Source organism: Micromonospora sp. SL4-19 (assembly GCF_047921475.1).
Taxonomy (GTDB): domain Bacteria; phylum Actinomycetota; class Actinomycetes; order Mycobacteriales; family Micromonosporaceae; genus Micromonospora.
Window position 1 is genome coordinate 213,608 of record NZ_JBLROB010000002.1, and the last position, 25,083, is coordinate 238,690.

General features: G+C 73.6%; 21 protein-coding genes. 13 read left to right on the top strand and 8 right to left on the bottom strand.

The genetic code is table 11. The features are described 5' to 3' along the window. Positions 1-334 precede the first annotated feature (334 nt). The 7 genes from ACNAVT_RS04830 (at position 335) to ACNAVT_RS04860 (ending at position 11,072) form a co-directional block, all read left to right on the top strand. Positions 335-1,912 carry an amino acid permease gene (locus ACNAVT_RS04830; RefSeq protein WP_416293178.1) on the top strand — a complete coding sequence of 526 codons (1,578 nt, stop codon included), beginning with the start codon at positions 335-337 and terminating at the stop codon, positions 1,910-1,912. A 64-nt stretch (positions 1,913-1,976) separates the two neighbouring features. Then, on the top strand, positions 1,977-2,780 hold the full coding sequence (locus tag ACNAVT_RS04835) for a FadR/GntR family transcriptional regulator (protein ID WP_416293180.1): 804 nt from the start codon (positions 1,977-1,979) through the stop codon (positions 2,778-2,780). A gap of 64 nt (positions 2,781-2,844) precedes the next feature. After that, positions 2,845-4,209, top strand: a complete 1,365-nt coding sequence (locus ACNAVT_RS04840) for a glutamine synthetase family protein (protein ID WP_416293182.1) — start codon at positions 2,845-2,847, stop codon at positions 4,207-4,209. Positions 4,210-4,237: 28 nt separating this feature from the next. Next, on the top strand, positions 4,238-5,593 hold the full coding sequence (locus ACNAVT_RS04845) for an aldehyde dehydrogenase family protein (RefSeq protein WP_416293184.1): 1,356 nt from the start codon (positions 4,238-4,240) through the stop codon (positions 5,591-5,593). Between the two features lie 5 nt (positions 5,594-5,598). After that, complete coding sequence (locus ACNAVT_RS04850) at positions 5,599-6,366, top strand: 3-oxoacyl-ACP reductase (protein WP_416293186.1); 768 nt, start codon at positions 5,599-5,601, stop codon at positions 6,364-6,366. A gap of 114 nt (positions 6,367-6,480) precedes the next feature. Further along, complete coding sequence (locus ACNAVT_RS04855; RefSeq protein WP_416293188.1) at positions 6,481-7,179, top strand: gamma-glutamyl-gamma-aminobutyrate hydrolase family protein; 699 nt, start codon at positions 6,481-6,483, stop codon at positions 7,177-7,179. Between the two features lie 230 nt (positions 7,180-7,409). Further along, positions 7,410-11,072: a SpoIIE family protein phosphatase gene (locus ACNAVT_RS04860; RefSeq protein ID WP_416293190.1), complete on the top strand. Its 3,663-nt coding sequence runs from the start codon at positions 7,410-7,412 to the stop codon at positions 11,070-11,072. 12 nt (positions 11,073-11,084) lie between these two features. On the opposite strand, the gene ACNAVT_RS04865 is transcribed toward ACNAVT_RS04860, so the two are convergent. After that, positions 11,085-11,399 carry an STAS domain-containing protein gene (locus tag ACNAVT_RS04865; protein ID WP_416293192.1) on the bottom strand — a complete coding sequence of 105 codons (315 nt, stop codon included), beginning with the start codon at positions 11,397-11,399 and terminating at the stop codon, positions 11,085-11,087. A gap of 94 nt (positions 11,400-11,493) precedes the next feature. Here ACNAVT_RS04865 and map point away from each other — a divergent pair, with 94 nt between their 5' ends. Together map and ACNAVT_RS04875 are read left to right on the top strand one after the other, a co-directional pair. After that, positions 11,494-12,351: a type I methionyl aminopeptidase gene (gene map / locus ACNAVT_RS04870; protein ID WP_416293194.1), complete on the top strand. Its 858-nt coding sequence runs from the start codon at positions 11,494-11,496 to the stop codon at positions 12,349-12,351. After that, positions 12,348-13,064: a VIT1/CCC1 transporter family protein gene (locus tag ACNAVT_RS04875; RefSeq protein ID WP_416293196.1), complete on the top strand. Its 717-nt coding sequence runs from the start codon at positions 12,348-12,350 to the stop codon at positions 13,062-13,064. Before map ends, ACNAVT_RS04875 begins: the two co-directional genes overlap by 4 nt. Positions 13,065-13,079: 15 nt before the next feature. On the opposite strand, the gene ACNAVT_RS04880 is transcribed toward ACNAVT_RS04875, so the two are convergent. From ACNAVT_RS04880 to ACNAVT_RS04910, 7 genes are all read right to left on the bottom strand, one after another. Then, positions 13,080-13,817: a nucleotidyltransferase domain-containing protein gene (locus tag ACNAVT_RS04880; RefSeq protein ID WP_416293197.1), complete on the bottom strand. Its 738-nt coding sequence runs from the start codon at positions 13,815-13,817 to the stop codon at positions 13,080-13,082. 240 nt (positions 13,818-14,057) lie between these two features. Then, positions 14,058-14,555, bottom strand: coding sequence for a nitroreductase family deazaflavin-dependent oxidoreductase (locus ACNAVT_RS04885; protein WP_416293198.1), 498 nt, complete (start codon positions 14,553-14,555; stop codon positions 14,058-14,060). A 12-nt stretch (positions 14,556-14,567) separates the two neighbouring features. After that, complete coding sequence (locus ACNAVT_RS04890; protein ID WP_416293200.1) at positions 14,568-17,264, bottom strand: FtsX-like permease family protein; 2,697 nt, start codon at positions 17,262-17,264, stop codon at positions 14,568-14,570. Continuing rightward, positions 17,261-17,992 carry an ABC transporter ATP-binding protein gene (locus tag ACNAVT_RS04895; RefSeq protein WP_416293202.1) on the bottom strand — a complete coding sequence of 244 codons (732 nt, stop codon included), beginning with the start codon at positions 17,990-17,992 and terminating at the stop codon, positions 17,261-17,263. The genes ACNAVT_RS04890 and ACNAVT_RS04895 overlap by 4 nt, the downstream gene beginning before the upstream one ends. An 82-nt stretch (positions 17,993-18,074) precedes the next feature. Beyond that, the gene (locus ACNAVT_RS04900; protein ID WP_416293204.1) at positions 18,075-18,656 is read right to left on the bottom strand and encodes a PadR family transcriptional regulator; all 582 of its coding nucleotides are present in this window, start codon (positions 18,654-18,656) and stop codon (positions 18,075-18,077) included. Between the two features lie 70 nt (positions 18,657-18,726). Beyond that, positions 18,727-19,176, bottom strand: a complete 450-nt coding sequence (locus ACNAVT_RS04905; protein ID WP_416293206.1) for a ferritin-like domain-containing protein — start codon at positions 19,174-19,176, stop codon at positions 18,727-18,729. Next, entirely contained in the window at positions 19,173-19,631 is a 459-nt protein-coding gene (locus ACNAVT_RS04910; protein WP_416293577.1) for a hypothetical protein, read from the bottom strand. The genes ACNAVT_RS04905 and ACNAVT_RS04910 overlap by 4 nt, the downstream gene beginning before the upstream one ends. A gap of 232 nt (positions 19,632-19,863) precedes the next feature. Here ACNAVT_RS04910 and rimP point away from each other — a divergent pair, with 232 nt between their 5' ends. From rimP to infB, 4 genes are all read left to right on the top strand, one after another. Continuing rightward, positions 19,864-20,547 carry a ribosome maturation factor RimP gene (rimP, locus tag ACNAVT_RS04915; protein ID WP_416293208.1) on the top strand — a complete coding sequence of 228 codons (684 nt, stop codon included), beginning with the start codon at positions 19,864-19,866 and terminating at the stop codon, positions 20,545-20,547. Next, positions 20,544-21,587 (top strand): transcription termination factor NusA, encoded by a 1,044-nt coding sequence (gene nusA / locus ACNAVT_RS04920; protein WP_416293210.1) that lies wholly within the window; start codon positions 20,544-20,546, stop codon positions 21,585-21,587. Before rimP ends, nusA begins: the two co-directional genes overlap by 4 nt. Positions 21,588-21,603: 16 nt before the next feature. Then, positions 21,604-21,939, top strand: coding sequence for a YlxR family protein (locus ACNAVT_RS04925; protein ID WP_416293211.1), 336 nt, complete (start codon positions 21,604-21,606; stop codon positions 21,937-21,939). A 93-nt stretch (positions 21,940-22,032) separates the two neighbouring features. After that, a complete protein-coding gene (gene infB, locus ACNAVT_RS04930; RefSeq protein WP_416293213.1) occupies positions 22,033-25,047 on the top strand; it encodes a translation initiation factor IF-2 in 3,015 nt (1,004 codons plus the stop codon). Positions 25,048-25,083: the final 36 nt, after the last annotated feature.

Consider the following 25,083-nt stretch of genomic DNA (forward strand, 5'->3'; position numbering starts at 1 on the left):
CGGCGCGGGGCGTCCGGAGGGTACGGCGGATCGCCGTCCGAGTGAGAGAGAGGTGGACGCCCCGCGCCGTCGCGGGCCGGGCGTTGCCGAGTGCCCGGCGTGGGCCCGTCGCGATCGGGCCTGGTCACTGGTTCAAGGATGCGGCCGGCGGCACCGGTGCGGCAACGCATTTCGCCACCAGGTGCGAGGGGGCGCGGCGCGGGCATCGGTTAATGGTCTGGTTCTGGCCGAATTTTCGGTCGACCTCCATTGACCTCGATGAGGGTGCGGGCTCATCATCCCGTCAGGCGGTGACGCAGGTCACAGTCTCCACCCCTGTCCAAGGGAGACACCGATGAGCTCAACGATTGAGGACGGAGTACCCCCGCCTTCCCCGGTCTCGGACGAGGAACGGCTCGCGCAGCTGGGATACAAGCAGGAGCTGCGCCGCAAGTTGTCCGGCTTTTCCAACTTCGCGGTCTCGTTCTCCATCATCTCGATCCTGGCCGGCGCGATCACGTCGTACGGCATCGCGATGACGGCGGGCGGCCCGCTGGCGATCACCCTGGGCTGGCTCTTCGTCGGCGGCATGGTGATCTTCGTCGCGCTGGCGATGGCCGAGATCTGCTCGGTCTATCCCACCGCCGGGGCCCTCTACTGGTGGGCCGCCGCGCTCGCCAAGCGGAACAAGGCGGTCTGGGCGTGGTTCGTCGGCTGGTTCAACTTCCTGGGTGAGGTGGCGGTGACCGCCGCGATCGACTTTGGCGCGGCCATCACCACCTCCGCCTTCCTGAGCCTCGCCTTCGACATGGAGGTGACCGCCGGACGCACCTTCCTGATCTTCCTGGTGATCATCATCGCGCACGGCCTGCTCAACACCTTCGGCGTCAACCTCGTGCGGCTGCTCTCGGACGTCAGCGCCTGGTGGCACCTCGCCGGCGTCGCGGTCATCGTCATCGCCCTCGCGTTCGTGCCGGACCAACACAAGCCCCTCTCCGAGGTCTTCTTCGAGGTGCGCAACGAGACGGGCTTCACCTTCGCCGGCGCGGCCGGGTACGCGGTGCTCATCGGACTCCTGATGGCGCAATACACCTACACGGGCTACGACGCCAGCGCCCACGTGGCGGAGGAGACCCATGACGCGGCCCGCTCCGCGCCCCGCGGCATCGTGATGTCGGTCGTGGTCTCGGTCATCGCCGGCTTCGTGCTCCTGTTCGCCATCACCTGGTCCATCCAGGACTACGATGCCGAGCGGACGACCGCGCTGGGCCTGCCCCCGGCGCAGATCTTCATCGACGCGGTGGGGCACGATCTCGGCACGTTCCTGCTCTTCATCTGCGTGGTCGCCCAGTTCTTCTGCGGCATGGCGTCGGTCACGGCCAACTCCCGGATGGCCTACGCGTTCAGCCGGGACGGTGCACTGCCCGGCTCCGCGATCTGGAAGCGGGTCAACCCGCGTACGGGCACGCCGACCAACTCGATCTGGCTCTGCGTCACCTGCTCCAGCCTGCTCGTCCTGCCCTCGCTCTGGAACACCACCGCCTACCTGGCGGCCACCTCCATCGCGGTGATCGGTCTCTACATCGCCTACGTGGCCCCGGTCTTCCTGCGCCGACGCACGCCGGACTTCCAGGTCGGTACGTGGAACCTGGGTCGGTGGAGCGCGCCGGTCGGGTGGATCGCCGTCGTCTGGGTCGCGATCATCTGCGTCCTGTTCGTGCTGCCGACGGGCAGCCCCATCACCGCCAGCACGTTCAACTACACCATCGTCGCGGTCGGCGTCGTGCTCGGTGCTGCCTGGCTCTGGTGGGTGCTCAGCGCCCGGCGCTGGTTCACCGGCCCTCGCCACAACGTGCCGGATCCGGTGATCCCCAGGCCGGCGACGGGCGCCGAGCCCGTCACGGAGCCGGGCGTCGAGTCGGCCACCGAGTAGGTTGCCCGGGTGGCGGGTGCCCCGACGGGCGCCCGTCACCCGTGCGGAAGGGAAGGGACGGCCGATGTCGATCGATGCCGGGACTGCCGAGTCGGGCGGCGCCGCCGCTCGGGGGCCGAGCGGTGACGGGGCATCGATGCCGGACGCCGCACCGTCCTTCCCGGTGTGGCGCCCGGTCCGCGGCGGCAACGCCTTCGAGATCACCGTGGCCCGACTCGTCCAGGCGATCAAGCTGGGCCTGGTCCGGGTCGGCGAGCGGCTGCCCGCCGAGCGGGAGCTGGCCGAGCGGCTGCAGGTCAGCCGGGTGACCCTGCGGGAGGCGATAGCGGCGCTGCGCGAGGCCGGCTATCTCGAGTCCCGCCGCGGGCGAACCGGTGGGACCTTCGTCCGGGCGGCGCTGCCCGCACCCGGCCCCGGCGGGCGCCCGGACGCGGGGGAACTGGCCCGCGAGATGGGCGACCGGCTGCCCGACGCGCTCGACTTCCGGCGGGTGCTGGAGTCGGGTGCGGCTGCCCTGGCCGCCAACCGCAGCCTGCCGGCGGTCGAGCGGCAGCACCTGGTCGGCGCCCTGGCCGCCTCCCGCGACCGTGATCCGGTCAACCGGCGGGTCGCCGACTCCCGGTTGCACCTGGCGATCGCCGCGGCCAGCGGCTCCCCGTCGTTGGCCGCCGCCGTCGCCGACGTGCAGTTGACCCTCGACCGGCTCCTCGCGGCGATCCCGGTGATCCCCCGGAACCTCGACCACTCCGACGCCCAGCACACCCGGATCGTCGACGCCATCCTGGCCGGCGACCCGAACGGCGCACGGTTGGTGATGGAGGAGCACTGCGACGCCACGGCGGAGTTGCTGCGCGGCCTGCTCGGGTAAGTCAGAGTCGCCCATTGACGGATTCAAAGGTTCGGTAGTAGACCTTTCCCATGGAGGCGCGCCGATGAGGAAAGCCCCGCTCACGTTGGAACAACTTCGGGTCGCGGTCGCCGACGGCGAGATCGACACGGTGGTGCTGGCCCTCGCCGACATGCAGGGCCGGCTCCAGGGCAAACGGTTCCACGCTCCCTTCTTCCTCGACGAGGTGGTCGCGCACGGCAGCGAGGGCTGCAACTACCTGCTCGCCTGCGACGTCGAGATGAACACCGTCGACGGGTACGCGATGTCGAGCTGGGAACGCGGCTACGGCGACTTCGCGATGACGCCCGACCTGAGCACCCTGCGCCGGGTGCCGTGGCAGCCGGGCAGCGCCATGCTCCTGGCCGACCTGGAGTGGCTGGACGGCTCCGGCCCGGTGGTCGCCTCGCCCCGGCAGATCCTGCGCCGGCAGCTCGACCGGCTGGCCGGGCACGGGCTGACCGCGTACGCCGGCACCGAGCTGGAGTTCGTGCTGTTCCGGGACTCGTACGAGGAGGCGTGGCGGCGCGGCTACCGCGACCTGACCCCGGCGAACCAGTACAACGTCGACTACTCGCTGCTCGGCACCGCCCGGGTGGAGCCGCTGCTGCGCCGGATCCGCACCGAGATGGCGGGGGCCGGGCTGACCCCGGAGAGCGCCAAGGGCGAGTGCAACCTCGGCCAGCACGAGATCGCCTTCCGCTACGACGAGGCGCTGGCCTGCGCCGACCACCACGTCGTCTACAAGAACGGGGCGAAGGAGATCGCCGCCCAGGAGGGCATGTCGATCACCTTCATGGCCAAGCCGAACGCGCGCGAGGGCAACTCCTGCCACATCCACTTCTCGCTGCGCGACGCCGACGGCCGGCCGGCGCTGCTCGGGGACGGCCCGGCCCACCTGAGCGTGACCGGGCAGCGGGTGCTGGGCGGGCTGCTCGCCACCATGCGCGAGTTCAGCCTCTTCTCCGCCCCGAACGTCAACTCGTACAAGCGCTACCAGCCGGGCTCGTTCGCCCCGACCGCGCTGCGCTGGGGCACCGACAACCGCACCTGCGCGCTGCGGCTGGTCGGGCACGGGCCCGGCCTGCGGGTGGAGAACCGTGCGCCCGGCGCGGACGTCAACCCGTACCTGGCGATCGCCGCGCTGGTGGCGGGCGCGGTGTACGGCATCGAGCGGGAGCTGGAGCTGGGCGAGGAGTGCACCGGCAACGCGTACGACGACACGGGCGCGGAGCAGGTCCCCGGCACCCTCCGCGACGCCCTCACCCTCTGGGAATCGTCCACCGTCGCCAAGGACGCCTTCGGCGCCGAGGTGGTCGCCCACTACGCCAACCAGGCCCGCGTCGAGCTGGCCGCCTTCGACGCCGCCGTCACCGACTGGGAACTGACCCGTGGCTTCGAACGCCTCTGACCCGCCCGTACGTCCAGGAGGAGGGCACGTGACCGAGGTGGTGAACCCGGCGACGGGGGTGGTGCTGCGGGAGGTGGCCGGCAGCTCCGTGGCCGAGGTCGATGCGGCGATCGGGCGGGCTGGCGCGGCGTACGAGATGTGGCGGAAGGTGGCGCCGGGGGACCGGGGCCGGATGTTGCGGCGGTTCGCCCAGGTCGTCGACGCGCACATCGAGGAGTTGGCGCTGCTGGAGGTGCGCAACTCCGGGCACACCATCGGCAACGCCCGGTGGGAGGCCGGGAACGTCCGGGACGTGCTCGACTACTACGCCGGCGCGCCGGAACGACTGACCGGGCGGCAGATTCCGGTGCCGGGCGGGCTGGACGTCACCTTCCACGAGCCACTCGGCGTGGTCGGCGTGATCGTGCCGTGGAACTTCCCGATGCCGATCGCCGGCTGGGGCTTCGCCCCGGCGCTCGCCGCCGGCAACACCGTCGTGCTCAAACCCGCCGAGCTGACCCCGCTGACCGCGCTGCGCCTGGCCGAGCTGGCCCTCGACGCGGGGCTGCCGGAGGGCGTGTTCACCGTGCTGCCCGGCAAGGGGAGTGTGGTCGGGGAGCGGTTCGTCACCCACCCGGCGGTACGCAAGGTCTGCTTCACCGGCTCCACCGAGGTGGGCACCCGGATCATGGCCGGCTGCGCGGCCCAGGTGAAGCGGGTGACCCTGGAGCTGGGCGGGAAGTCGGCGAACCTGGTCTTCGCCGACGCCGACCTCGAGAAGGCGGCGGCCACCGCGCCGTACGCGGTCTTCGACAACGCCGGGCAGGACTGCTGCGCCCGCTCCCGGATCCTGGTCCAGCGCCCGGTGTACGACCGCTTCCTGGAACTCCTCGAACCGGCCGTGCACGGATTCCGGGTCGAGGACCCGGCCGCCGAGACCGCCGAGATGGGTCCGCTGATCTCCGCCGGGCACCGGGACCGGGTCGCCGGGTACGTCGACGGGGCGAAGGTGGCCTTCACCGGCTCCCGCCCCGACGGCCCCGGCTTCTGGTACGCCCCGGCGGTGCTGCTCACCGACTCCCCGGCCGACCGCCACTGGCGCGAGGAGATCTTCGGCCCGGTGGTCTCCGTGCTCCCGTTCGACGACGAGGCCGACGCGATCCGGCTGGCCAACGACACCGACTACGGCCTGTCCGGCTCGATCTGGACGCGGGACGTGGGTCGGGCGGTCCGGGTGGCCCGGGCGGTGGAGTCCGGCAACCTCAGCGTCAACTCGCACTCGTCGGTGCGCTACTGGACCCCGTTCGGCGGAATGAAGCGCTCCGGCCTCGGCCGGGAGCTGGGTCCCGACGCACTGCACGCCTTCACCGACGTCAAGAACGTGTTCATCTCGACAGAGGAGTGACCGCAGTGCAGGAGCGGCTTCAGGACCGGGTCACCGTGGTGACCGGGGCGGGCAGCGGGATCGGGCTGGCCACCGTGCGGCGCTTCGCCGCCGAGGGGGCTCGGGTGGTCTGCGTCGACATCGACGCCGAGGCGGGCAAGCGGGCCGCCGACGAGGTCGGCGGCGAGTTCGTGGCCTGCGACGTGGCCGACGAAGCCTCGGTCCGGGACCTCTTCGACGGGGTGGTCGAGCGGCACGGTCGGGTCGACGTGGCGTTCAACAACGCGGGCATCTCGCCGCCGGACGACGACTCCATCCTGGAGACCGGGCTGGACGCCTGGGAGCGGGTGCTGCGGGTCAACACCACCAGCGTCTATCTGTGCTGCAAGTACGCCATCCCGCACATGCGCCGCGAGGGGAAGGGTTCGATCATCAACACCGCCTCGTTCGTCGCGTTGATGGGGGCGGCGACCTCGCAGATCGCGTACACGGCGAGCAAGGGTGGGGTGCTGGCGATGACCCGGGAGCTGGGCGTGCAGTTCGCCCGGGAGGGGATCCGGGTCAACGCGCTCTGCCCCGGCCCGGTCGCCACGCCGCTGCTGCTGGAGCTGTTCGCCAAGGACCCCGAGCGGGCCGCCCGCCGGCTGGTGCACGTGCCGATGGGCCGGTTCGGCAACCCCGAGGAGATCGCCGCCGCGGTGGCGTTCCTGGCCAGCGACGACGCCTCGTTCATGACCGCCGCGCAGTTCGTGGTGGACGGTGGCATCACCGGCGCGTACGTGACACCACTGTGAGCGCGAGGAGTGAGCCGGGCCTGCGAGCCCCGCAGTCGCGAACGGAGCTGGTCCGGTGAGCGCGAGGAGTGAGCCGGGCCTGCGAGCCCCGCAGTCGCGAACGGAGCTGGTCCGGTGAACCGGCCGCTGATCGGGATCACCGCGTACATCGAGCGGGCCGGCTGGGCGGCGTGGCGGGACGTCCCGGCGACGCTGGTGCCGCACGCCTACGTCCGGGCGGTCACCGCCGCCGGCGGCCGGGCCGTGGTGCTGCCCCCGGACGACACCGACGCGGACGTGCTGCGGGTCCTCGACGGGCTGCTGCTGGCCGGCGGCGCCGACGTCGGCCCGGAGCGGTACGGCCGGTCGCCCGACCCGCGTACCGAGAGCCGGCCGGACCGGGACGCCGGCGAGCTGACTCTGCTGACCGCCGCGCTCGCCGCGGACCTGCCGGTGCTCGGGGTGTGCCGGGGCATGCAACTGCTCGCGGTCGCCCACGGCGGCGCGCTGCACCAGCACCTGCCCGACGTGGTCGGGCACGACGGCCACCAGCCGGCACCCGGGGTTTACGGCGCCCACCCGGTCCGGTTCGCCCCCGGCAGCCTGGTCGGGGCGGTGATGGCCGGGGTGGACCGGGTCAACTCGTACCACCACCAGGGGGTGGCCGACCCGGGCGGCCTGACCGTGACCGGCTGGGCCGACGACGGGGTGGTGGAGGCGGTCGAGGACCGGGAGCGACGCTTCCTGCTCGGCGTGCAGTGGCATCCGGAGAGCGACGCGGACCCCCGACCGGTGGCCGCGCTGGTCCGCGCCGCCAGCGGGGGTCGGCGGTGAGGTAGCCGGTCGGCCGGCCCGTCGGGCATGATCGCGACGGGCGGCGGGGAGGCCGGTGGCAGGCGCGGGGCGGCCGCCCGACTCGCGGCCGGGCGGCGGTTACGTCAGGATGTTGGCGTAGGCCACCAGCGTCGCGCGTGTGTTACGTCGCTCCCCCGTCTGGGTACGAAGTGGGGACGGCCGACGGCATCGCGTCGGCCGTCGTGGACACGGCCGGAGCGGGAGGCTGCATGGGCTCGGCCCAGGGGGGCGAGGAGGGGCGCCGTTCGTCCTCGGCGACCGGCGAGGCGGAGCTACCACCCCTGCTGGCCGCGGCGTTCGCCGCGGGCGGCGAGATGGGCGAGCGGCTGCGCGGCTTCGACTGGTCCGGCAGCCCGCTCGGCACCCCGGACACCTGGCCCCCGGCGCTCTGCCACGCGGTCGGCATGATGCTCTCGTCCAGCGCCCAGATCGTGATGTTCTGGGGCGACGACCACCGGGCCTTCTACAACGACGCCTACCGGCCGACCATCGGCGACAAGCATCCGGCGGTGATCGGGCAGCCCGCCCGCGAGCACTGGGTGGAGACCTGGGAAGTCCTCGGCCCGCTCCTCGACGGGGTGCGCGGAACCGGGGTGCCGTACCGCGGCGAGAACCACCCCTTCCTGCTCGACCGGCACGGCTTCCTGGAGGACGTCTACTTCGACGTCTCGTACGACCCGATCCGGGACGCCGACGGCACCGTCAAGGGCGTGTTCTGCTTCGTCAACGAGACCACCGGTCGGGTTGTCGGCGAGCGCCGGTTGCGCGCCCTGGCCGAGCTGGGCACCCGGCTCGGCGACATGCGAAGCACCCTGGAGCTGGGCCGGGAGGCGGCCCGGGTGCTCGACGCGTACCGGTCGGACGTGCCGTTCGGCGCCATCTGGTTGCACGACGAGGACGGCGCCCCGGCCCTTGCCGGCTGCGCCGGGGTGGACCCGGGCGCGATCGCCGACCGGCCGTCGACGCCCGGCGCGGGGGAGACCGTGGACGTTGTCCGCTGGGTGTCCGTCGCCGACCTGCTCGGCGAGGTCCCGGGGGACGCCGCCGAGCACGCCCTGGTGCTGCCGCTCACCGCCACCAACGAGCCGGCCGGCGTGCTGCTGATCGGGGTGGCCCGCCGGCTGCCCTTCACCGACGACTACCGCGGCTTCGTCGACCTGGTCGCCGCCCAGATCTCCCGGGCGGTCGGCAAGCAGCGGGCGTACGAGCAGGAGCGCTCCCGGGCCGCCGGGCTGGCCGCGCTGGACCGCGCCAAGACCAACTTCTTCGCCAACGTCAGCCACGAGTTCCGTACCCCGCTCACGCTGGTCCTCGGCCCGCTGGAGGACCTGCTCGCCGACCCGGGGCTGCCGGCGGCGTACACCGAACGGCTGGCCGTGCCGCACCGCAATGCGCTGCGGCTGCTGAAGCTGGTCAACACCGTGCTCGACTTCTCCCGGCTGGAGTCCGGCCGGCTGGCCGCCCACTACCAGCCCACCGACCTGGCCGACTACACGGCCCGGCTGGTCAGCACCTTCCGCTCGGCCACGGAGCGGGCCGGGCTGCGGCTGGTGGTGGACTGCCCGCCGCTGCCCGCGCCGGTCTACCTCGACCCCGAGATGTGGGAGAAGATCGTCCTCAACCTGGTGTCGAACGCGGTCAAGTTCACCTTCGACGGCGAGATCCGGGTCGAGGTACGCCCCGGCGAGGGCGTCGCCGTGCTGGCGGTGGCCGACACCGGCGTCGGCATCGCGCCGGAGGAGCTGCCGCACGTCTTCGAGCGGTTCCACCGGGTGCCGGACGCCCGATCCCGCAGCCACGAGGGCAGCGGCATCGGGTTGGCCCTGGTCCGCGAGCTGGTCGAGATGCACGGCGGCACGGTCGAGGCGCGCAGTGTGGTCGACCGGGGCACCACGTTCACGGTGGCCCTCCCGCTCGGGCACGGGCATCTGCCCGCCGATCAGGTGGCCGTGCTCGCACCGGCGCCGTCGACCGAGCCCGAGCAGGCCCGCCTGCACGTCGCCGAGACGGCGCTCTGGAGCGACGAGAGGGCGACGTCCGTCGGCGTGTCGGCGCCGGTCGGGGCGACGGCCGAGGCGGGCCGGATTCTGCTCGCCGACGACAACGCCGACCTGCGCGAGCACGTCAGCCGGTTGCTCGCCCCCTCGTACGAGGTGGTCGCCGTGCCGGACGGCGTGGCAGCGCTGCGGATGGCCGTCGACTCCCCGTTCGACCTGGTGCTGGCCGACGTGATGATGCCCCGGCTGGACGGCTTCGGGTTGGTCACCGCCCTGCGGGCGAACCCGGTCACCCGGCACGTGCCGATCGTGCTGCTCTCCGCCCGGGCCGGCTCGGCGGAGGAGGTCGCCGGCCTCTCGGTCGGCGCCGACGACTATCTGACCAAGCCCTTCTCCAGCCAGGAGCTGGTCGCCCGGGTCCGGTCCAACGTCGAGCTGGGCCAGCTGCGCGGGCAGATCATCCGCCGGCTGCGCGCCCTCGCCGACGCGGCCGTGGCGATCAACACGGCCCGCTCCACGGCCGAGGTGGTGCAGGTGGCCGCCCGGCACGCCCTCAGCCTCGCCGAGGCCGCGCGGGTGGTGGTCACCGCCACCGGCGCCCGGTACGAGGCCGACGGCGGCGGCGAGGCGCCCGCCGAACCGTCGGCGGTGCTGGCGTTGACCGGGACCACCGGCGTGCAGCTCGGCGAGCTGCGGGTGTGGCTCCGGGAGGGCGGCGGCACCGAGCAGGCCGCGCTGACCGAGCTCGCCCGGCTGGTCGGCGTACGGCTGGAGAATGCCCAGCTCTACGAGGCCGAGCACCGGATCGCCACCACCCTCCAGCACAGCCTGCTGCCGCGTAAGCTGCCGCAGCTGCCCGGCGCGGTGGTGGCCAGCCGCTACCTGCCCGGCAGCGCCGACGTCGAGGTCGGCGGCGACTGGTACGACGTGATCGGCACCTCGGACGACGAGCTGGTGCTGGTCATCGGCGACGTGGTCGGCAAGGGGGTCCGGGCGGCCGCCGCCATGGGCCAGCTCCGCAACGCGCTGCGGGCGTACGTGCTGGAGGGCTTCGACCCGGGCGAGGCGCTGACCCGGCTCAACCGCCTGGTCGGCTCCACCGAGGGCGGCTCCTTCGCCACCGTGGTCTGCCTCTGGTTCGCCCCGCGCACCGGCCGGCTGCGGTACGCCAGCGCCGGGCATCCCTCCCCGATCCTGATCCACGGCGACGACGCGGCGTTCCTGCACGAGCGGGCCCTCGGACCGCCGATCGGGGCGATCCCGCAGACCCGGTATCCGACCGTCGAGGGCGCGCTGGCCCCCGGCGGTCGTCTGCTGCTCTACACCGACGGGCTGATCGAGGACCGGCAGCTCGGCATCGACGACGGGTTCGGGCAGCTCCGGCAGGACGTGCTTGCCGGAGGCGGGCACGTGGCCGACCTGGTCGACGCGGTGGTCGAGCGGGTCGCCGAGCGTACCCGCCACGACGACGTGGCCGTGCTCGCGCTGGAGGCGGCCGAGGTGAACCGCTTCGCGCTGCGGCTGCCGGCCGACCCGGCCCGGCTCAGCGTGCTGCGTAAGCGGCTGGAGGACTTCCTGGTCGCCCACCGGGTCGGCGAGAACGACCTGTTCGACCTCACCGTGGCGATCTCCGAGGCCGCCGCGAACGCCATCGAGCACCCGGTCGCCCCGACCGAGCCGGTGATCGGCGTGGAGGTGGCGATCGAGGACGGCACGGTGACCGCCACGGTCCGGGACAGCGGCCGGTGGCGGGAGTCCACCGGATCGAGCTTCCGCGGCCGCGGGCTGGCGCTGATCAAGGCGCTCGGCGAGCTGACCGTGACCCGGACGGACGAGGGCACCGAGCTGACGCTGCGCCGCCGGCTGACGGACTGATTCCCGCCCCGGTCAGTCGGGCAGCAGCCAGTCCTGCTCGCCCAGGCCGGAGATCTCCAGCACCCGGCGTACCTGCCGCGACGGCAGCACGGCCAGCGCTCCGGGGAGGCGCTGGGCCAGCCGGACCACCGCGTGGATCGCGGCCGAGTCGAAGAAGGTGACCGCCCGCAGGTCGAGCGTGACGTGACGGGCCGGCCCCCGGAGTGCGCTCTGGTACATGGTGTCGGCGGTCGCCATGTCGACCTCGCCGGTGACCACCACACGGAGCTGGTCACCGTCGACCTCCGCCTTGGCAGAGAAGATGGGAGGTGCGCCCCCTTGATCCACGGAGCAACAATGGCACAGCGCTTGCGGCACGGCAACAACCCGGGCGAGCGGGCCGTGACGGGGGCACCCCGAGGTGCGGCGATAGGCTGTGGCCATGACCGTCCGTGCGCCGCTGACCCCAGGCACGCTCTCCCCGTGGCGAGCGGTGCCCGCCCACATCCCGCGTCCCGAGTACGTGGGCAAGAAGCGTCCGCAGGAGTGGCGCGGCTCGCACGTGCAGACCCCGGAGACCATCGAGAAGATGCGCGTCGCCGGCCGGCTCGCGGCCCAGGCCACCCAGCTCGCGGGTGAGCACTGCAAGCCGGGGGTGACCACCGACGAGATCGACAAGGTGGTCCACGAGTTCCTCTGCGACCACGGCGCCTACCCCTCGACGCTGGGCTACAAGGGCTTTCCGAAGTCCTGCTGCACCAGCCTCAACGAGGTGATCTGCCACGGCATCCCGGATTCGACGGTGCTCCAGGACGGCGACATCATCAACGTCGACGTCACCGCGTACCTCGACGGGGTGCACGGCGACACCGACGCCACGTTCTGCGTGGGCGAGGTGAGCGAGGAGGCCCGCCTGCTGGTCGAGCGGACCCACGCGGCGATGATGCGCGGCATCAAGGCGGTCGCCCCGGGCCGGCAGATCAACGTGATCGGCCGGGTCATCGAGTCGTACGCCAAGCGGTTCGGCTACGGGGTGGTCCGCGACTTCACCGGCCACGGCATCGGCGAGTCCTTCCACAGCGGCCTCTACGTCCCGCACTACGACAGCCCCCGCCCCACCGACGTGATGGAGCCGGGCATGACGTTCACCATCGAGCCGATGATCACCCTCGGCACCTACCAGTACGACATGTGGGACGACGGCTGGACGGTGGTGACCAAGGACCGGAAGTGGACGGCTCAGTTCGAGCACACCATCGTCGTGACCGACGACGGCTACGAGATCCTGACCCTGCCGTGACCGACACCCCGGCAGCGCTGCGCGAGGCGCATCACGCCGACGTGTCCGGCGGCTGGCTGCGGCCGGCCGTGTTCGGCGCGATGGACGGCCTGGTCACCAACATCGCCCTGATCGCCGGCGTCGGCGGCGGTGGCGTCTCGCCGCGCAACATCGTGCTCACCGGCGCCGCCGGGCTCGTGGCCGGCGCCATCTCGATGGGGCTGGGGGAGTACACCAGCGTCCGGTCGGCCAACGAGCAGGTGGCCGCCGAGGTGGCGAAGGAGCGGCGCGAGCTGGAACGGCACCCCGAGGCGGAGGCTCGCGAGCTGGCCGAGGCGTGGGTCGCCCGCGGGCTGCCCCGAGACCTCGCCATGCAGGTGGCCGACGCGGTCCGGGACAATCCCGAAGAGGCGCTGCGGATGCACGTCCGCGAGGAGTTGGGCGTCGATCCCGACGAGCAGCCCAGCCCGTGGGCGGCGGCGATCTCGTCGTTCCTCTGCTTCTCGGTCGGTGCGCTGGTGCCGCTGCTGACCTATCTGCTCGGTTTCACCAGCCTCTGGCTGGCGCTCGGCGTCGGCGGGGTAGGGCTCTTCGTGGCCGGCGCGATCGTGGCCCGGTTCACCTACCGCCCCTGGTGGTCCGCCGGCCTGCGGCAGCTCCTGCTCGGCGGCCTTGCGGCCACCGCGACCTACTTCATCGGCACTCTGATCGGCATCCAGGGCGGCATCGGCTGACCATGCCCTCATGGGTCAGCCGTCGAGGAGGTCGTCGACGGTGCCGTCGACCGGGCGGCCCCGGGCGGCCAGCTCCTCGGCCTGGCGGCCCAGCACCGTGCCCACCTCGGTCATGTCCGCGCCGGCCAGCCCGGTTCGCCGCACCGCGTCGCCCGGGTCGCGGAAGTAGGTACGGCTGAGCAGCCCGTGCACCGTGGCCGTGGCCAGCCGCGCCTCGCCGAGCATGAGCAGCGCCTGGTCGGTCTCGTACCACTCGGCGAGCCGGAGCGCCCGGGCGTGCGCCGCGCTGCCCCGGTACCACGCCTGCCGGGCGGCGGTGCTGAACTCGGCCGGCCGGGCCCGGGCCAGCCGGGCCAGGTGCTCGTCGCGCAGGGTACGCAGCCAGCCGGTCGGGTCGTGCAGCGCGCGGGTGGTGACGTAACGGTCGGCGGTGAGCGGCCAGAGCGCGGTGATGGCCCGGGCCTGCCGCAGGTAGTCGTCCGCGCCGGCGACGGTGAGGTCGACCAGCACCCCGTCCACCCGGCGGGTGGACGGCGACGGCCCGCTGCCGGACCGGTACGTGGCCAGCAGCAGTCCCACCTCGCCGTCCCCGCCACCGTCGTCGTCTCCGTGCGCGAGCGGACCGTGCACCGCCACGGCGAGGATGTCGGCCGGGAACCGCCGCAGCGCGGCGTCGCTCACCCGCTCGGCGACCCGCCACCGGGGATCGTCCAGGTACCGGTCGGTCTCCAGTTCGGCCCCGCTGGCGTCCACGGCCCACCTCCGTTCGCGGGCGGGCCGCCAGCCGACGGCCCCGCACATGACGTCGACCGTCCATCACTCTAGGCAGGGGACCGGGGCTCGCCGGGCTGCCGCGCCCTTCCGATCTCGATCGGTCTGCCCGGTGAGGGCCCCCCGCGCGAGTCGACAGGAAATCCCAGAACCGCTACGAACTTGATGACGTGAACGACTCACGGCGATCCGATCGTGAGCTGCGGTGAATCGTTCATGACATCAAGTTCGTAGCCACCGAAGACACTCGCCTTCGCCGACGGGGACCAGGCGGAAGACGCGGATCTCCCGGCCGCCGGCCCGCTCCACGTACGTCAGGTAGGCCGGCCACTGGGCGACCAGGCGGGCGAACAGCCGTTCCCGCTCCTCGCCATTGATCAGTTCGGCCCGTACCGGGATCCGGCGCCCCCTGACGTCGATCTTCGCCGTGGGCCGGGCGAGCAGGTTCAGCGACCAGGCGGGCTGGTGCCGCTGCCCCCAGTTCGACCCGATCACCACGTACGCGTCGCCGTCCGGGACGTACCCGAGCGGGTTGCTGCGTGGCTTGCCGGAGCGGCGGCCGATGGTGGTGATGACCAGGGCCGGCGCCAGCCCGAGCGCGATCACCCGCCCCTTCGTCAACCGGCCGACCAGCCGGTCGGCAGGGACGAACAGGCGCATCGTGGGCCCGAACCACTTGTGGTGACCGAGGCGACGGGCGAGGGCTCCCAGGGCGGACACCCGCCCAGTGTGTCAGTCCAGCCGGCGCTCCACCGGCAGTCGGGACCGGGTGAGCAGTGCCGCGCCGAGCATCGCCACCAGCGGCACCACCACCAGCACGCCGACGGTCAGGCCGGGCACCACCAGCGGGTACGGCTCCGGCGCCGGCCACGCCTGTGCGTACCGTCGGTTCAGGGAGACCAGGATGATGGCCGCCGAGCCGAGACCAGCCACGATGCCGAGCGCCGAGCCGAGCACGGCGATCACCCCGGCCTGGCAGAGCGACAGCACCCGACGTACCCGGGGGTCGGCGCCGACCGCCGCCAGAGTGGACAGGTCCCGGCGGCCCTCCGCGGCGGCGAGGCCGGTGGCCACCCCGGCCGCGCCCAGGGTGATCACGCCGGAGGCGATCGCCAGCAGGAGCAGCAGTGGCCGCTGGTCCGAGCCCGGCACCCCGTCCTCCACCTGGACCGACAGCGAAGCCGACCGGGCCAGCTCGGCATTGAGCTGCTCTCGCTGGGCGGCGGTGGGTGCCGCCGAGGTGTCGACCGCGTAGCCGAGCTGCCCGCCGACGAGGCCGATCGCGGCCGCCGCCGGCGGGGAAAGGAAGAGCCGGTTGACGGGGAGACCACCACGCAGCACGTACCCGGGCAGCGTGGCACTGGCCGCCGAGGTGCCGTCGCCGTGGGTGGCGACGACCGTCACCCGGCCGTCCACCATCTGTCGGGGGTCGGTGACGACCACCCCACCCGCCCGGAGCACCCGGGCCGCGGCGGCGACCTCCTCCGCGGGCGCGCCGGTGAGCGCGGGCAGTGCCGAGCCGTCGTCCACGAACGCGGGCAGGTAGATACCGGTCGAGTCGCGGAAGAGCCGCGCGCAGCGCGGATCGGCCCGGGGCCCGGGCTGGCCGGCGGGGACGACCTGCCCGGGGTCGTAGGGGCAGCGCTGCTCGGGCGGCAGCACGGTGGTCGCGATGCAGAAGTCCTCCGCGGACGCGGGCCGCGCGCACTCCGGGGTGGCCAGCGCGACGACCGTGGCGGCCGGCAGCACGGCCCGGATCCGCTGCGTGACCTCGTCGGCCGGTGGCAGGGTGCCCTGTTGATCGGTCCGCAGCAGCAGCACGTGGCCCGGCGGGATGCCGGGCTGCCACTCCGCCCGGGCCCGCGCGTCGTCGCTGGCCACGTAGGCGCCGAGGGCCACGCTGCCGGCGACCGCCGCCATCACGGCGGAAATGGCCGGCGCCGCCGAGGAGCGGTTGCGGCTGGCGTCGCGCAGCGCGAGCCGTGGCACCAGTGGCAGTGACCGTCCCGCCCGGGCGAGCAGCCCGATCAGCGCCGGGGTGCCGAAGACCAGCCCCAACTCGCCGAGGATCAGCCCGGCCAGGACCACGGGCGGGCTGGTCCAGGTGGCGCCCAGCGCGGCGACGGCGGCGCCGGCGACGGTGAGCAGCACCCCGAGCACCGGCCAGCGACGCCGGTGCCGGGGCGGGTTGCGTCGGCCGGCGAGGCCGGCCACCACATCCTGTCGGGCCGCGGTCCAGGCCGGGGCCAGCGCGGCCAGCAGCCCGGCCAGCACCGCCACCGCGGCGATCGCGGCCAGGGCGGCGGGGAAGACCCGGTACGCGCCGAGCCGGGCGGACACCACGTACTGCTCGACGAGCGGCCGGCCGGCGAACGCGGCGCCGACGCCGAGCAGCAGCCCGAGCGCCGCCCCGCCCGCGCCGAGCACCACCCCGTCGGCGAGCACGATTCGGCGCAGGTGTGCGGCGTCCCCGCCGGCCACCGCCACCAGGGCGAGATCCCGGCGTCGCCGGCGGACGCCGACCGCGAAGGCCGGGCCGACCAGCAGCACCACCTCCAGCAGGCCGAGCCCGCCGACCAGCACCGCGTTGCCGGCCTGCTCCAGGTCGGGCAGCGCCGGGCCGGCGACGAACTCCTCCCGCCCGGGCAGCGGGGCCCGGGCGGCCACCACGATTCCGCGCTCGTTGAGCCGGTCCACCAGTTCCCGGTCCACCGGCCCGGGCAGGTCCACCAGCCAGCTCTCGTCCGGCGGCGGGACCGGTCCGGGCTGCGCCTCCGGCCGTAGCGCCACCACCTCGCGCAGGTTGTCCGGGAACTCCATCACCCCGACGACGGTGTACGTCGCCGTGCCGTCGGCCGTGGGCACCGGATCGCCGAGGCGCACGCCCAGCTGTCGCAGCGCGGACGGGCTGACCGCGATCTCGTCCGGGGCGGTCGGCCGCCGGCCGGCACGCAGCGTGGCCAGCGGGCGGGTCAGCGGGTCGGTGAGGTCGACGGCCCGCGCGTCGAACGAGACGAGGCGGCCGTCGATCCGCACGTCGAACGGGACCCAGCGGCGAAGCTGGGTGACCCGGCTGCCGGCGGGCAGCAGGGCGCGGATCTCGTCGGCCGTCGCCGGCCGGACCCGAGGCACCATCTCGTCGCCCTCGACCGGCCAGAAGCTCTCTCCCCAGGCGCCCTGCTCCACCGCGTTCACGGTCGCCCAGCGCAGCTCGGCGTCCGCCGCGCCGAGCTGGCGGGCCATCCGTTCCGGGTGGGTGAGCTGGGCCATGTCGTAGCTCACCGCGACGAAGCTCAGCGCCAGCACGGGCAGCGCGATCATCGCCAGCACCAGCGCCGTACGCGCGCGCGCCCGGCGGGCCTCGCGCCGGGCGATGCGCAGCGCGGTCCGCCACGAGCCGAGCGCGGCGGTGAGCCGGCCCCGGCTCACCGACCGCTGCCGGTCAGCAGCTGCTCGATCCCGGCCAACGGGGCCGTCGAGTCCACCAGTACCCCGTCCCGGAGGAACACCACCCGGTCGGCCCAGCCGGCGTGCCGCGCCTCGTGGGTGACCAGCACCCCCGCCGCGCCGGCGTCCACCCGGCGGCGCAGCAGGTGCAGCACTGCCTCCCCGGCCTGCGAGTCGAGCGCCCCGGTGGGTTCGTCGGCGAGGACCAGCCGCCGCTCGCCGACCAGCGCCCGGGCGATCGCCACCCGCTGCTGCTGGCCGCCGGACATCTGGTCCGGGAACCGGTCGCCCAGCGTGGCCACATCCACCTCGGCGAGCGCGGCCACGGCCGCCCTCCGGGCCGCCCGGACACCGGCGCCGTCCAGTTCCAGGGGCAGCGCCACGTTCTCCACCGCGGTGAGGCTGCCGAGCAGGTTCAGGTCCTGGAAGACGTACCCGATCCGGCGGCGGCGCAGCCGGGCCAGCTCGCGCGCGCCCAGCCCGCCGAGCGGCTCCCCCTCGACGAGCACCTCGCCACCGGTGGGGCGGTCCAGGCCGCCGGCGAGCGCCAGCAGGGTGGACTTGCCGGAGCCCGACGGGCCCATCACCGCCACCAGTTCGCCGGCCCGGACGGTCAGGCTGACCCCGCGCAGCGCGTGCACGGCCGCCTCTCCGGCGCCGTGGGTCCGGTGCACGTCCCGCAGCTCCAGCACCTCGCTCACCGGAGCCACCTCTGTTCGCGACTGCGGGGCTCGCAAAACCGGCTCGCTCCTCGCGCTCACCGGCGTCCCTCCCCTCGGGCCGGGTCCCGGCTCACCGCCGGGCCTCCTCGTCGGCCCGGTCCACCGCCTCCGGGTGGCGGGTCGGCCGGCTCGGGGCGGGGCGGTGTCTGACCAGGCTGGTCTCGCAGTGGTCGAGCCAGCGGACCTCCGCCTCGGCCTGGAAGATCATCGCGTCCAGCACCAGGCGCCAGGGCAGGTCCTCCGGCTTGTCGCTGGCGTACTTCAACCGGGTCAACTCCTGCAACGCGCGCATGGTCGCGCTGCGCTGGGTCTGCACCACGGCACGGACGTCCACGCCGGGGGTGGTGAGCGCCAGGGCCAGCTTGATCGACAGCTCGTCGCGGGGTCGGTCGGTGCGGCTGATCGGGGTGGCGAACCAGAGTGTCAGGTCCGCCCGTCCGGCGTCGGTGATCTCGTACGGCCGCTGCCCGCCGTCGCTCTCCGGCAGCGAGCGGACCAGGCCGTCGCGTTCCAGGCGGGCGAGGGTGGTGTAGACCTGCCCGATGTTCAGCGGCCAGGTCGAGCCGGTCGACTCCTCGAACGCGGCGCGCAGCTGGTAGCCGTACATCTGGCCGCGTTCGAGCAGGGCGAGCAGGCCGTGACGGATGGACATGGCGAGGAGTATGCATACCTGGTATGCGGACCGCAACCGGAGCGATTCACCCCGTGATCGGGGTCTCGGGTCAGATCTGCCGGCCGGGGAACGGGACCGTGACAGGAGTCACGCCGGCGGTGCGCCGCCAGCGGGTGGCTCGCAGGGCGCAGTCGGTCAGCGCCGCCAGCGCCCGGTTCCGGTCGGCGCCGGTGGTGTGTGCCAGGGCCGCCCGCCAGTGGCCGGCGGCCCGCTCCTCGATCTCGACCGCCAGCTTGAGCGCGCTTGCCCGGTCGGTGACCGGGTACGGCAGGGCGTACCCGGCCCGGTCGGCGGGGACCTGACCGCCGCCGGAGCTGAGCTGGAGGATGAGGGTGTCCCGGCGGGCCCGGTGGGCCGCCTCGGCGGCGCGCGCGGCGGTGCGGGCCGCTTCGGTGAGGTGCACGCCGATCACCCCGTACGCCCAGATGGCGGCGTACTCGGCGGCTAGCGCGTCGGTCAGGGCCTGGGCCGGCCCGGTCGGTGCGGTGCGGGGAATCACTTCAGCGCCTCCAGGTGGGTCGCCCGGGCGGCGGCGATCGAGCCGAGGAGGGCGGCCCGTTCGCCCGGCGCGGCGGCACACGCCTTCGCGGCGTTCTCCCGCGCCTGCTGTTCCGCCTGCCGCAGCCCGGCCAGCAGCCCGTCCGGGTCGGTGGCCGTCGTGGTCGGGGTCGCGGCCGGTGTGGTGGCGGGAGCGCCGGAGGGGGCCGGGCGGCCGATCACCCGGCGCAGCTCGCCGGCGTGCGCCTGATGAGCGTCGGCGATCGGGGTGAGCCGGTCGGCCAGCGCCGGGGCGGCGGCGATGGCCGCCCGGTACCGCCCCTCCAGGGCGGCGGACTCCGCCGCGAGCGGCTCCAGGGGGTCCGGGGGCTTCGGCTTGTCTCCGTCGAAAAGATCACAGCCAGTCAGCGGCACGGTGCCGCCGGCGAGCGCCACCAGCGCCCCGGCGCGCAGCAGCTTTCGCCGGGAATGTCCCGGTGTTCCGTTGCGCTGTGTCGTTCTGCCAATCCCCACCGGACAAGTCAACACCATCTCCGCCGTCCTGTGGGCCAGTGGCCGTCGGTGCGCCGCCGGGTCCGCCACCCGGTGCGCGCGTTACGCTCTGCGCAGCCACCGGGCGCGTTCGCCCCGGTGGCGTGCCGGCATGGCGGGCCGAACGGCCCGCCTGAACAGTGGAAGGGTGCGCCAGATGACGCAGCGTGGCCGTGCCACCAGGCCGACGGGGCCCTCCGGGCGACCCCGACGGGCCGACGGTCCCCGTGGCGGGGACCGCGGCGGCGCACCCCGCGGCGACCTGGGCGCCCGCCGGGCCCGACTGCGCGAGGTGATCGAGCCGGTGGTCGCCGCCGCCGGGTACGACCTGGAGGATCTCTCGGTCTCCCGCGCCGGCCGGCGGCACGTCGTGCGGGTGATCGTGGACGCCGACGGTGGGATCAACCTGGACGCTGTCGCGGACGTCTCCCGGGCGGTGTCCGCCGCGCTCGACGCCGCGGAGGAGGCCGGCGGTGACATCGTCGCCGGCGAATACCAGCTCGAGGTCAGCTCGCCGGGGGTGGACCGGCCACTCACCCTGCCCCGGCACTGGCGGCGCAACGTCGGCCGGCTGGTCAAGGTGACCGTGCGCGGCGGGGCGGGCGTGCCCGAGCAGCGGACCGCCGGGGACCGGCAGCTCACCGGCCGGGTGGTCGAGGCCGACGACGAGCGCGTGGTGCTGGAGACCGACGCCGGCCACGTGGAGCACCCTTACGCCGAGCTCGGCCCGGGCCGGGTCCAGGTGGAGTTCAGCCGCCTGGACGAGTTGGCCGACGACGAGGCCGGCGAGGATATCGACGACATCGACGACGAAGATGATGTGGAGGACGAGGAGAGGTGAACATCGACCTCGCGGCGCTGCGCGCACTGGAGCGCGAGCGGGAGATCCCGTTCGACACGATCCTCGCGGCGATCGAGACCGCGCTGCTGACCGCCTACCGGCACACCGACGGCGCCGAGCCGCACGCGCGGGTGGAGATCGACCGCAAGACCGGGGCCGCCTCGGTGTACGCCCAGGAGTTGGACGCGGACGGCACCGTCGTGCGGGAGTGGGACGACACCCCGCACGACTTCGGCCGGATCGCGGCCATGACGGCGAAGCAGGTGATTCTCCAGCGGCTGCGGGAGGCCACCGACGAGGTGCACTTCGGCGAGTACGTGGGCCGCGACGGCGACCTGGTCACCGGCGTGGTGCAGGCGCACGAGGCGCGGGCCGAGAAGGGCATCGTCAGCGTCGACCTGGGCAAGCTGGAGGGCGTGCTGCCCCAGTCCGAGCAGGTCCCCGGCGAGCGGTACGCGCACGGCGAGCGGATCCGCTGCGTCGTGGTGCACGTGGCCAAGGGAATGCGCGGCCCACAGATCACGTTGTCCCGGTCGCATCCGGCGCTGGTGAAGAAGCTCTTCGCCCTGGAGGTTCCGGAGATCGCCGACGGCACGGTGGAGATCAGCGCGATCGCCCGTGAGGCAGGTCACCGTACGAAGATCGCGGTGCGGTCGACCGCGTCGGGGGTCAACGCCAAGGGTGCCTGCATCGGCCCGATGGGCCAGCGGGTCCGCGCGGTGATGAGTGAGCTGCACGGCGAGAAGATCGACATCATCGACTGGTCGGACGACCCGGCCACCTTCGTCGGCAACGCGCTCTCCCCGGCCAAGGCGCTGCGGGTGGAGGTGGTCGACCTGGCCAGCCGGACCGCCCGGGTCACCGTGCCGGATTTCCAACTTTCGCTGGCTATCGGCCGGGAAGGGCAGAATGCCCGGCTCGCGGCCCGACTGACCGGTTGGCGGATCGACATCCGCTCGGACGCGGAGCAGGCCGGCGCGGCCAGCCGGAGCGAAGCTGATCACGTACCCGAGCCGGGCGGCGCGATCTCGAGCAGCTAGGGGTAGACTTCCTCCAGTGGCACGACGCGCGCTGCCGGAGCGCACCTGTGTGGGCTGCCGGAAGCGAGCGCCGGCCAGCGAGTTGTTGCGGATCGTCGCGGTCGGTGACGAGGCTGGTCATTGCAGCCTCCGGCCCGATCCGGCCCGCAGACTGCCGGGTCGGGGAGCAAACATGCACCCGGATCCGGCCTGCTTCGCGCAGGCGGTGCGGCGCCGCGCCTTCGGGCGGGCACTGCGCATCGCCGGGATCGTCGATCACGGTGCGCTGGCGGAGCACGTTGACGCGCCATCCCCGACGACCGGTCAACCCGACCGGTCGAGGGTCGCTAGCAAGGTAGGACGACCGACATGAGCACACGATGAAGTCCCAGAAATGACCAGGCTTCAAGTGCACGAGTGAGGTCGCTGCGGGTGCTGCCCGCACGACCTCGGAGTGAGGAGTGCAGTGGCAGGAAAGGCCCGCGTACACGAGCTCGCCAAGGAGCTCGGGGTCGAAAGTAAGACCGTTCTCGCCAAGCTCAAGGAGATGGGCGAGTTCGTGAAGTCCGCGTCCAGCACCGTCGAGGCGCCCGTCGCCCGACGGCTGCGTGGCGCCTTCGTCGCGTCCGCCGGTGGCGCCGCGGCGGCGGCCGCCCCGGCGCCGGCCGCCCCAGCGGCGGCGACCCCGACCCCGACGCCGTCCCCGACCCCGGGTGCCCCCCGGGTCTCGGCCAAGCCGATGCCGCCCCGGCGGCCGGCCGCGCCGACCCCTGGACCGAAGCCCAAGGGCCCGGTCCCCGGCCCGCCGCAGCCGGCGACCCCGGTCGCCAAGCCGGCGAGCGCGCACGACATCGAGGTGGCGGCCGCCGAGGCGCGCGCCGCCGCCCTCAAGGCTGAGCAGGAGGCCGCGGTCAAGGCCGCGCAGGCCGCCCGCCAGCAGCAGCGGGAGAACGTCCGCCGGGAGCCTCCGGCGGAGGGTGGTCCCCGTCCGGGTCCGCGTCCGGGTCCGAACGCGGTGCCGCCGCGTCCGGGTAGCCCGGCCGCCGGCCGTCCCGGTGGCCCGACCCCGGGCCCGGGTGCCCGGCCCGGTGGCCGTCCGCCGGCGCGCGGCGCCGGTAACAACCCGTTCGGCATCCAGGGCGGCCAGCAGCAGCGGCCGCCGGCCGCCGGTGCCGGCGGCCCCCGTCCGAGCCCGGCCGGCATGCCGCCGCGGCCCAGCCCGGCCTCCATGCCGCCCCGGCCCAGCCCGGCCTCCATGCCGAGCCAGCGCCCCACCACGGGTCGCCCTGGCGGCCCCGGTGGCGGTCGTGGCGGTCCCGGTGGCGGCGCGGGTCGCCCCGGCGGCGGTGGCGGTGGCTTCCGCGGCGGTCCCGGTGGCGGTGGCGGTGGCGGTGGCTACCGTGGCGGTCCCGGTGGCGGTGGCGGTGGCGGTGGCTACCGTGGCGGTCCCGGTGGTGGCGGCGGTGGCGGTGCTCCCGGCGGTGGTTTCCGTCCGGGCGGCCCGGCCGGTGGCGCCGGTCGTCCGGGTGGTGGCGGTCGTGGCCGTGGCGGCGGCGCCGCGGGTGCCTTCGGGCGTCCGGGTGGCAGGCCGACCCGTGGCCGCAAGTCCAAGAAGCAGCGCAGACAGGAGTTCGACAACCTGTCGGCCCCGACCATGTCCTCGGGTGCTCCCCGGGGTCAGGGTCAGGTCATCCGGTTGTCCCGTGGCGCCTCGCTGCCGGACTTCGCCGACAAGATCAACGCCAACCCGGGTTCGCTGGTCCAGGAGATGTTCAACCTGGGCGAGATGGTGACCGCGACCCAGTCCTGCTCCGACGACACCCTGCTGCTGCTGGGTGAGCACCTCGGCTTCGACGTGCAGATCGTCAGCCCGGAGGACGAGGACCGCGAGCTGCTCGCGCAGTTCAACATCGACCTCGACGCGGTGGTGTCGGAGGACCGCCTGGTCAGCCGTGCGCCGGTGGTGACCGTCATGGGTCACGTCGACCACGGTAAGACCAAGCTGCTCGACGCGATCCGCAAGGCGAACGTCGTGGCCGGCGAGGCGGGTGGCATCACCCAGCACATCGGCGCGTACCAGGTCCACGTCCCGCACGAGGGCGAGGAGCGCGCGGTGACCTTCATCGACACCCCGGGTCACGAGGCGTTCACCGCCATGCGTGCCCGTGGTGCCCAGGTCACGGACATCGTGATCCTGGTGGTCGCGGCCGACGACGGTGTGATGCCGCAGACCATCGAGGCGCTCAACCACGCCAAGGCGGCGGACGTGCCGATCGTGGTCGCGGTCAACAAGGTCGACAAGCCGGAGGCCAACCCGGACAAGGTTCGCCAGCAGCTGACCGAGTACGGCCTGGTCGCCGAGGAGTACGGCGGCGAAACCATGTTCGTCAACGTGGCCGCGAAGCCCGGCATCGGCATCGAAGACCTCCTGGAGGCCGTGCTGCTGACCGCCGACGCGTCGCTGGAGCTGACCGCTCCGATCGACGGGCCGGCGCAGGGTGTCGCGATCGAGGCGCACCTGGACAAGGGCCGCGGTGCGGTGGCGACCGTGCTGGTGCAGAAGGGCACCCTCCGGGCCGGCGACTCGATCGTCGCCGGTGGGGCGCACGGCCGGGTCCGGGCCATGCTGGACGAGAACGGCAAGCCGGTCGACGAGGCCGGTCCGGCGCGTCCGGTCATGGTGCTGGGTCTGACCACGGTGCCGGGTGCGGGTGACACCTTCCTGGCCGCCGAGGACGACCGGACCGTGCGGCAGATCGCCGAGCAGCGGCAGGCGCGGCGACGGGCGGCGGCGTTCGCCAACTCCCGTGGCCGGGCCACCCTCGAGACGCTCATGGAGCAGCTCAAGGAGGGCGAGAAGACCTCGCTCAACCTGGTGCTCAAGGGCGACGGCTCCGGTTCCGTGGAGGCCCTCGAGGACGCGCTGTTCAACCTCGACATCCCGGAGGAGGTCCAGCTGCGGATCATCCACCGGGGCGTGGGTGCGATCACCGAGAGCGATGTCATGCTCGCGAGCGCCTCGTCCGAGGCGGTCACGATCATCGGCTTCAACGTGCGGGCCGCCAACAAGGTCCGCGAGATCGCCGACCGCGAGGGCGTGGAGATCCGGTACTACACCGTCATCTACCAGGCCATCGAGGAGATCGACGCGGCGCTCAAGGGGCTGCTCAAGCCGGAGTACGAGGAGGTCGAGCTGGGGAGCGCGGAGATCCGCGACGTCTTCCGCTCGTCCAAGATCGGCAACATCTCCGGTTGTATCGTCCGGTCCGGCATCATGCGCCGCAACGCCAAGGCGCGGCTGCTGCGGGACGGGGCGGTCGTGGCGGACAACCTCACGATCAGCTCCCTCAAGCGGTTCAAGGACGACGCGACGGAGGTCCGCGAGGGCTTCGAGTGTGGTCTGACCCTGGGCGGTTTCAACAACGTCCAGGTCGGCGACATCATCGAGACCTTCGAGATGCGGGAGAAGCCGCGCGCCTGAGCGGTGTGAACGAGGAGACGGCCGGGGCCCTGGGCC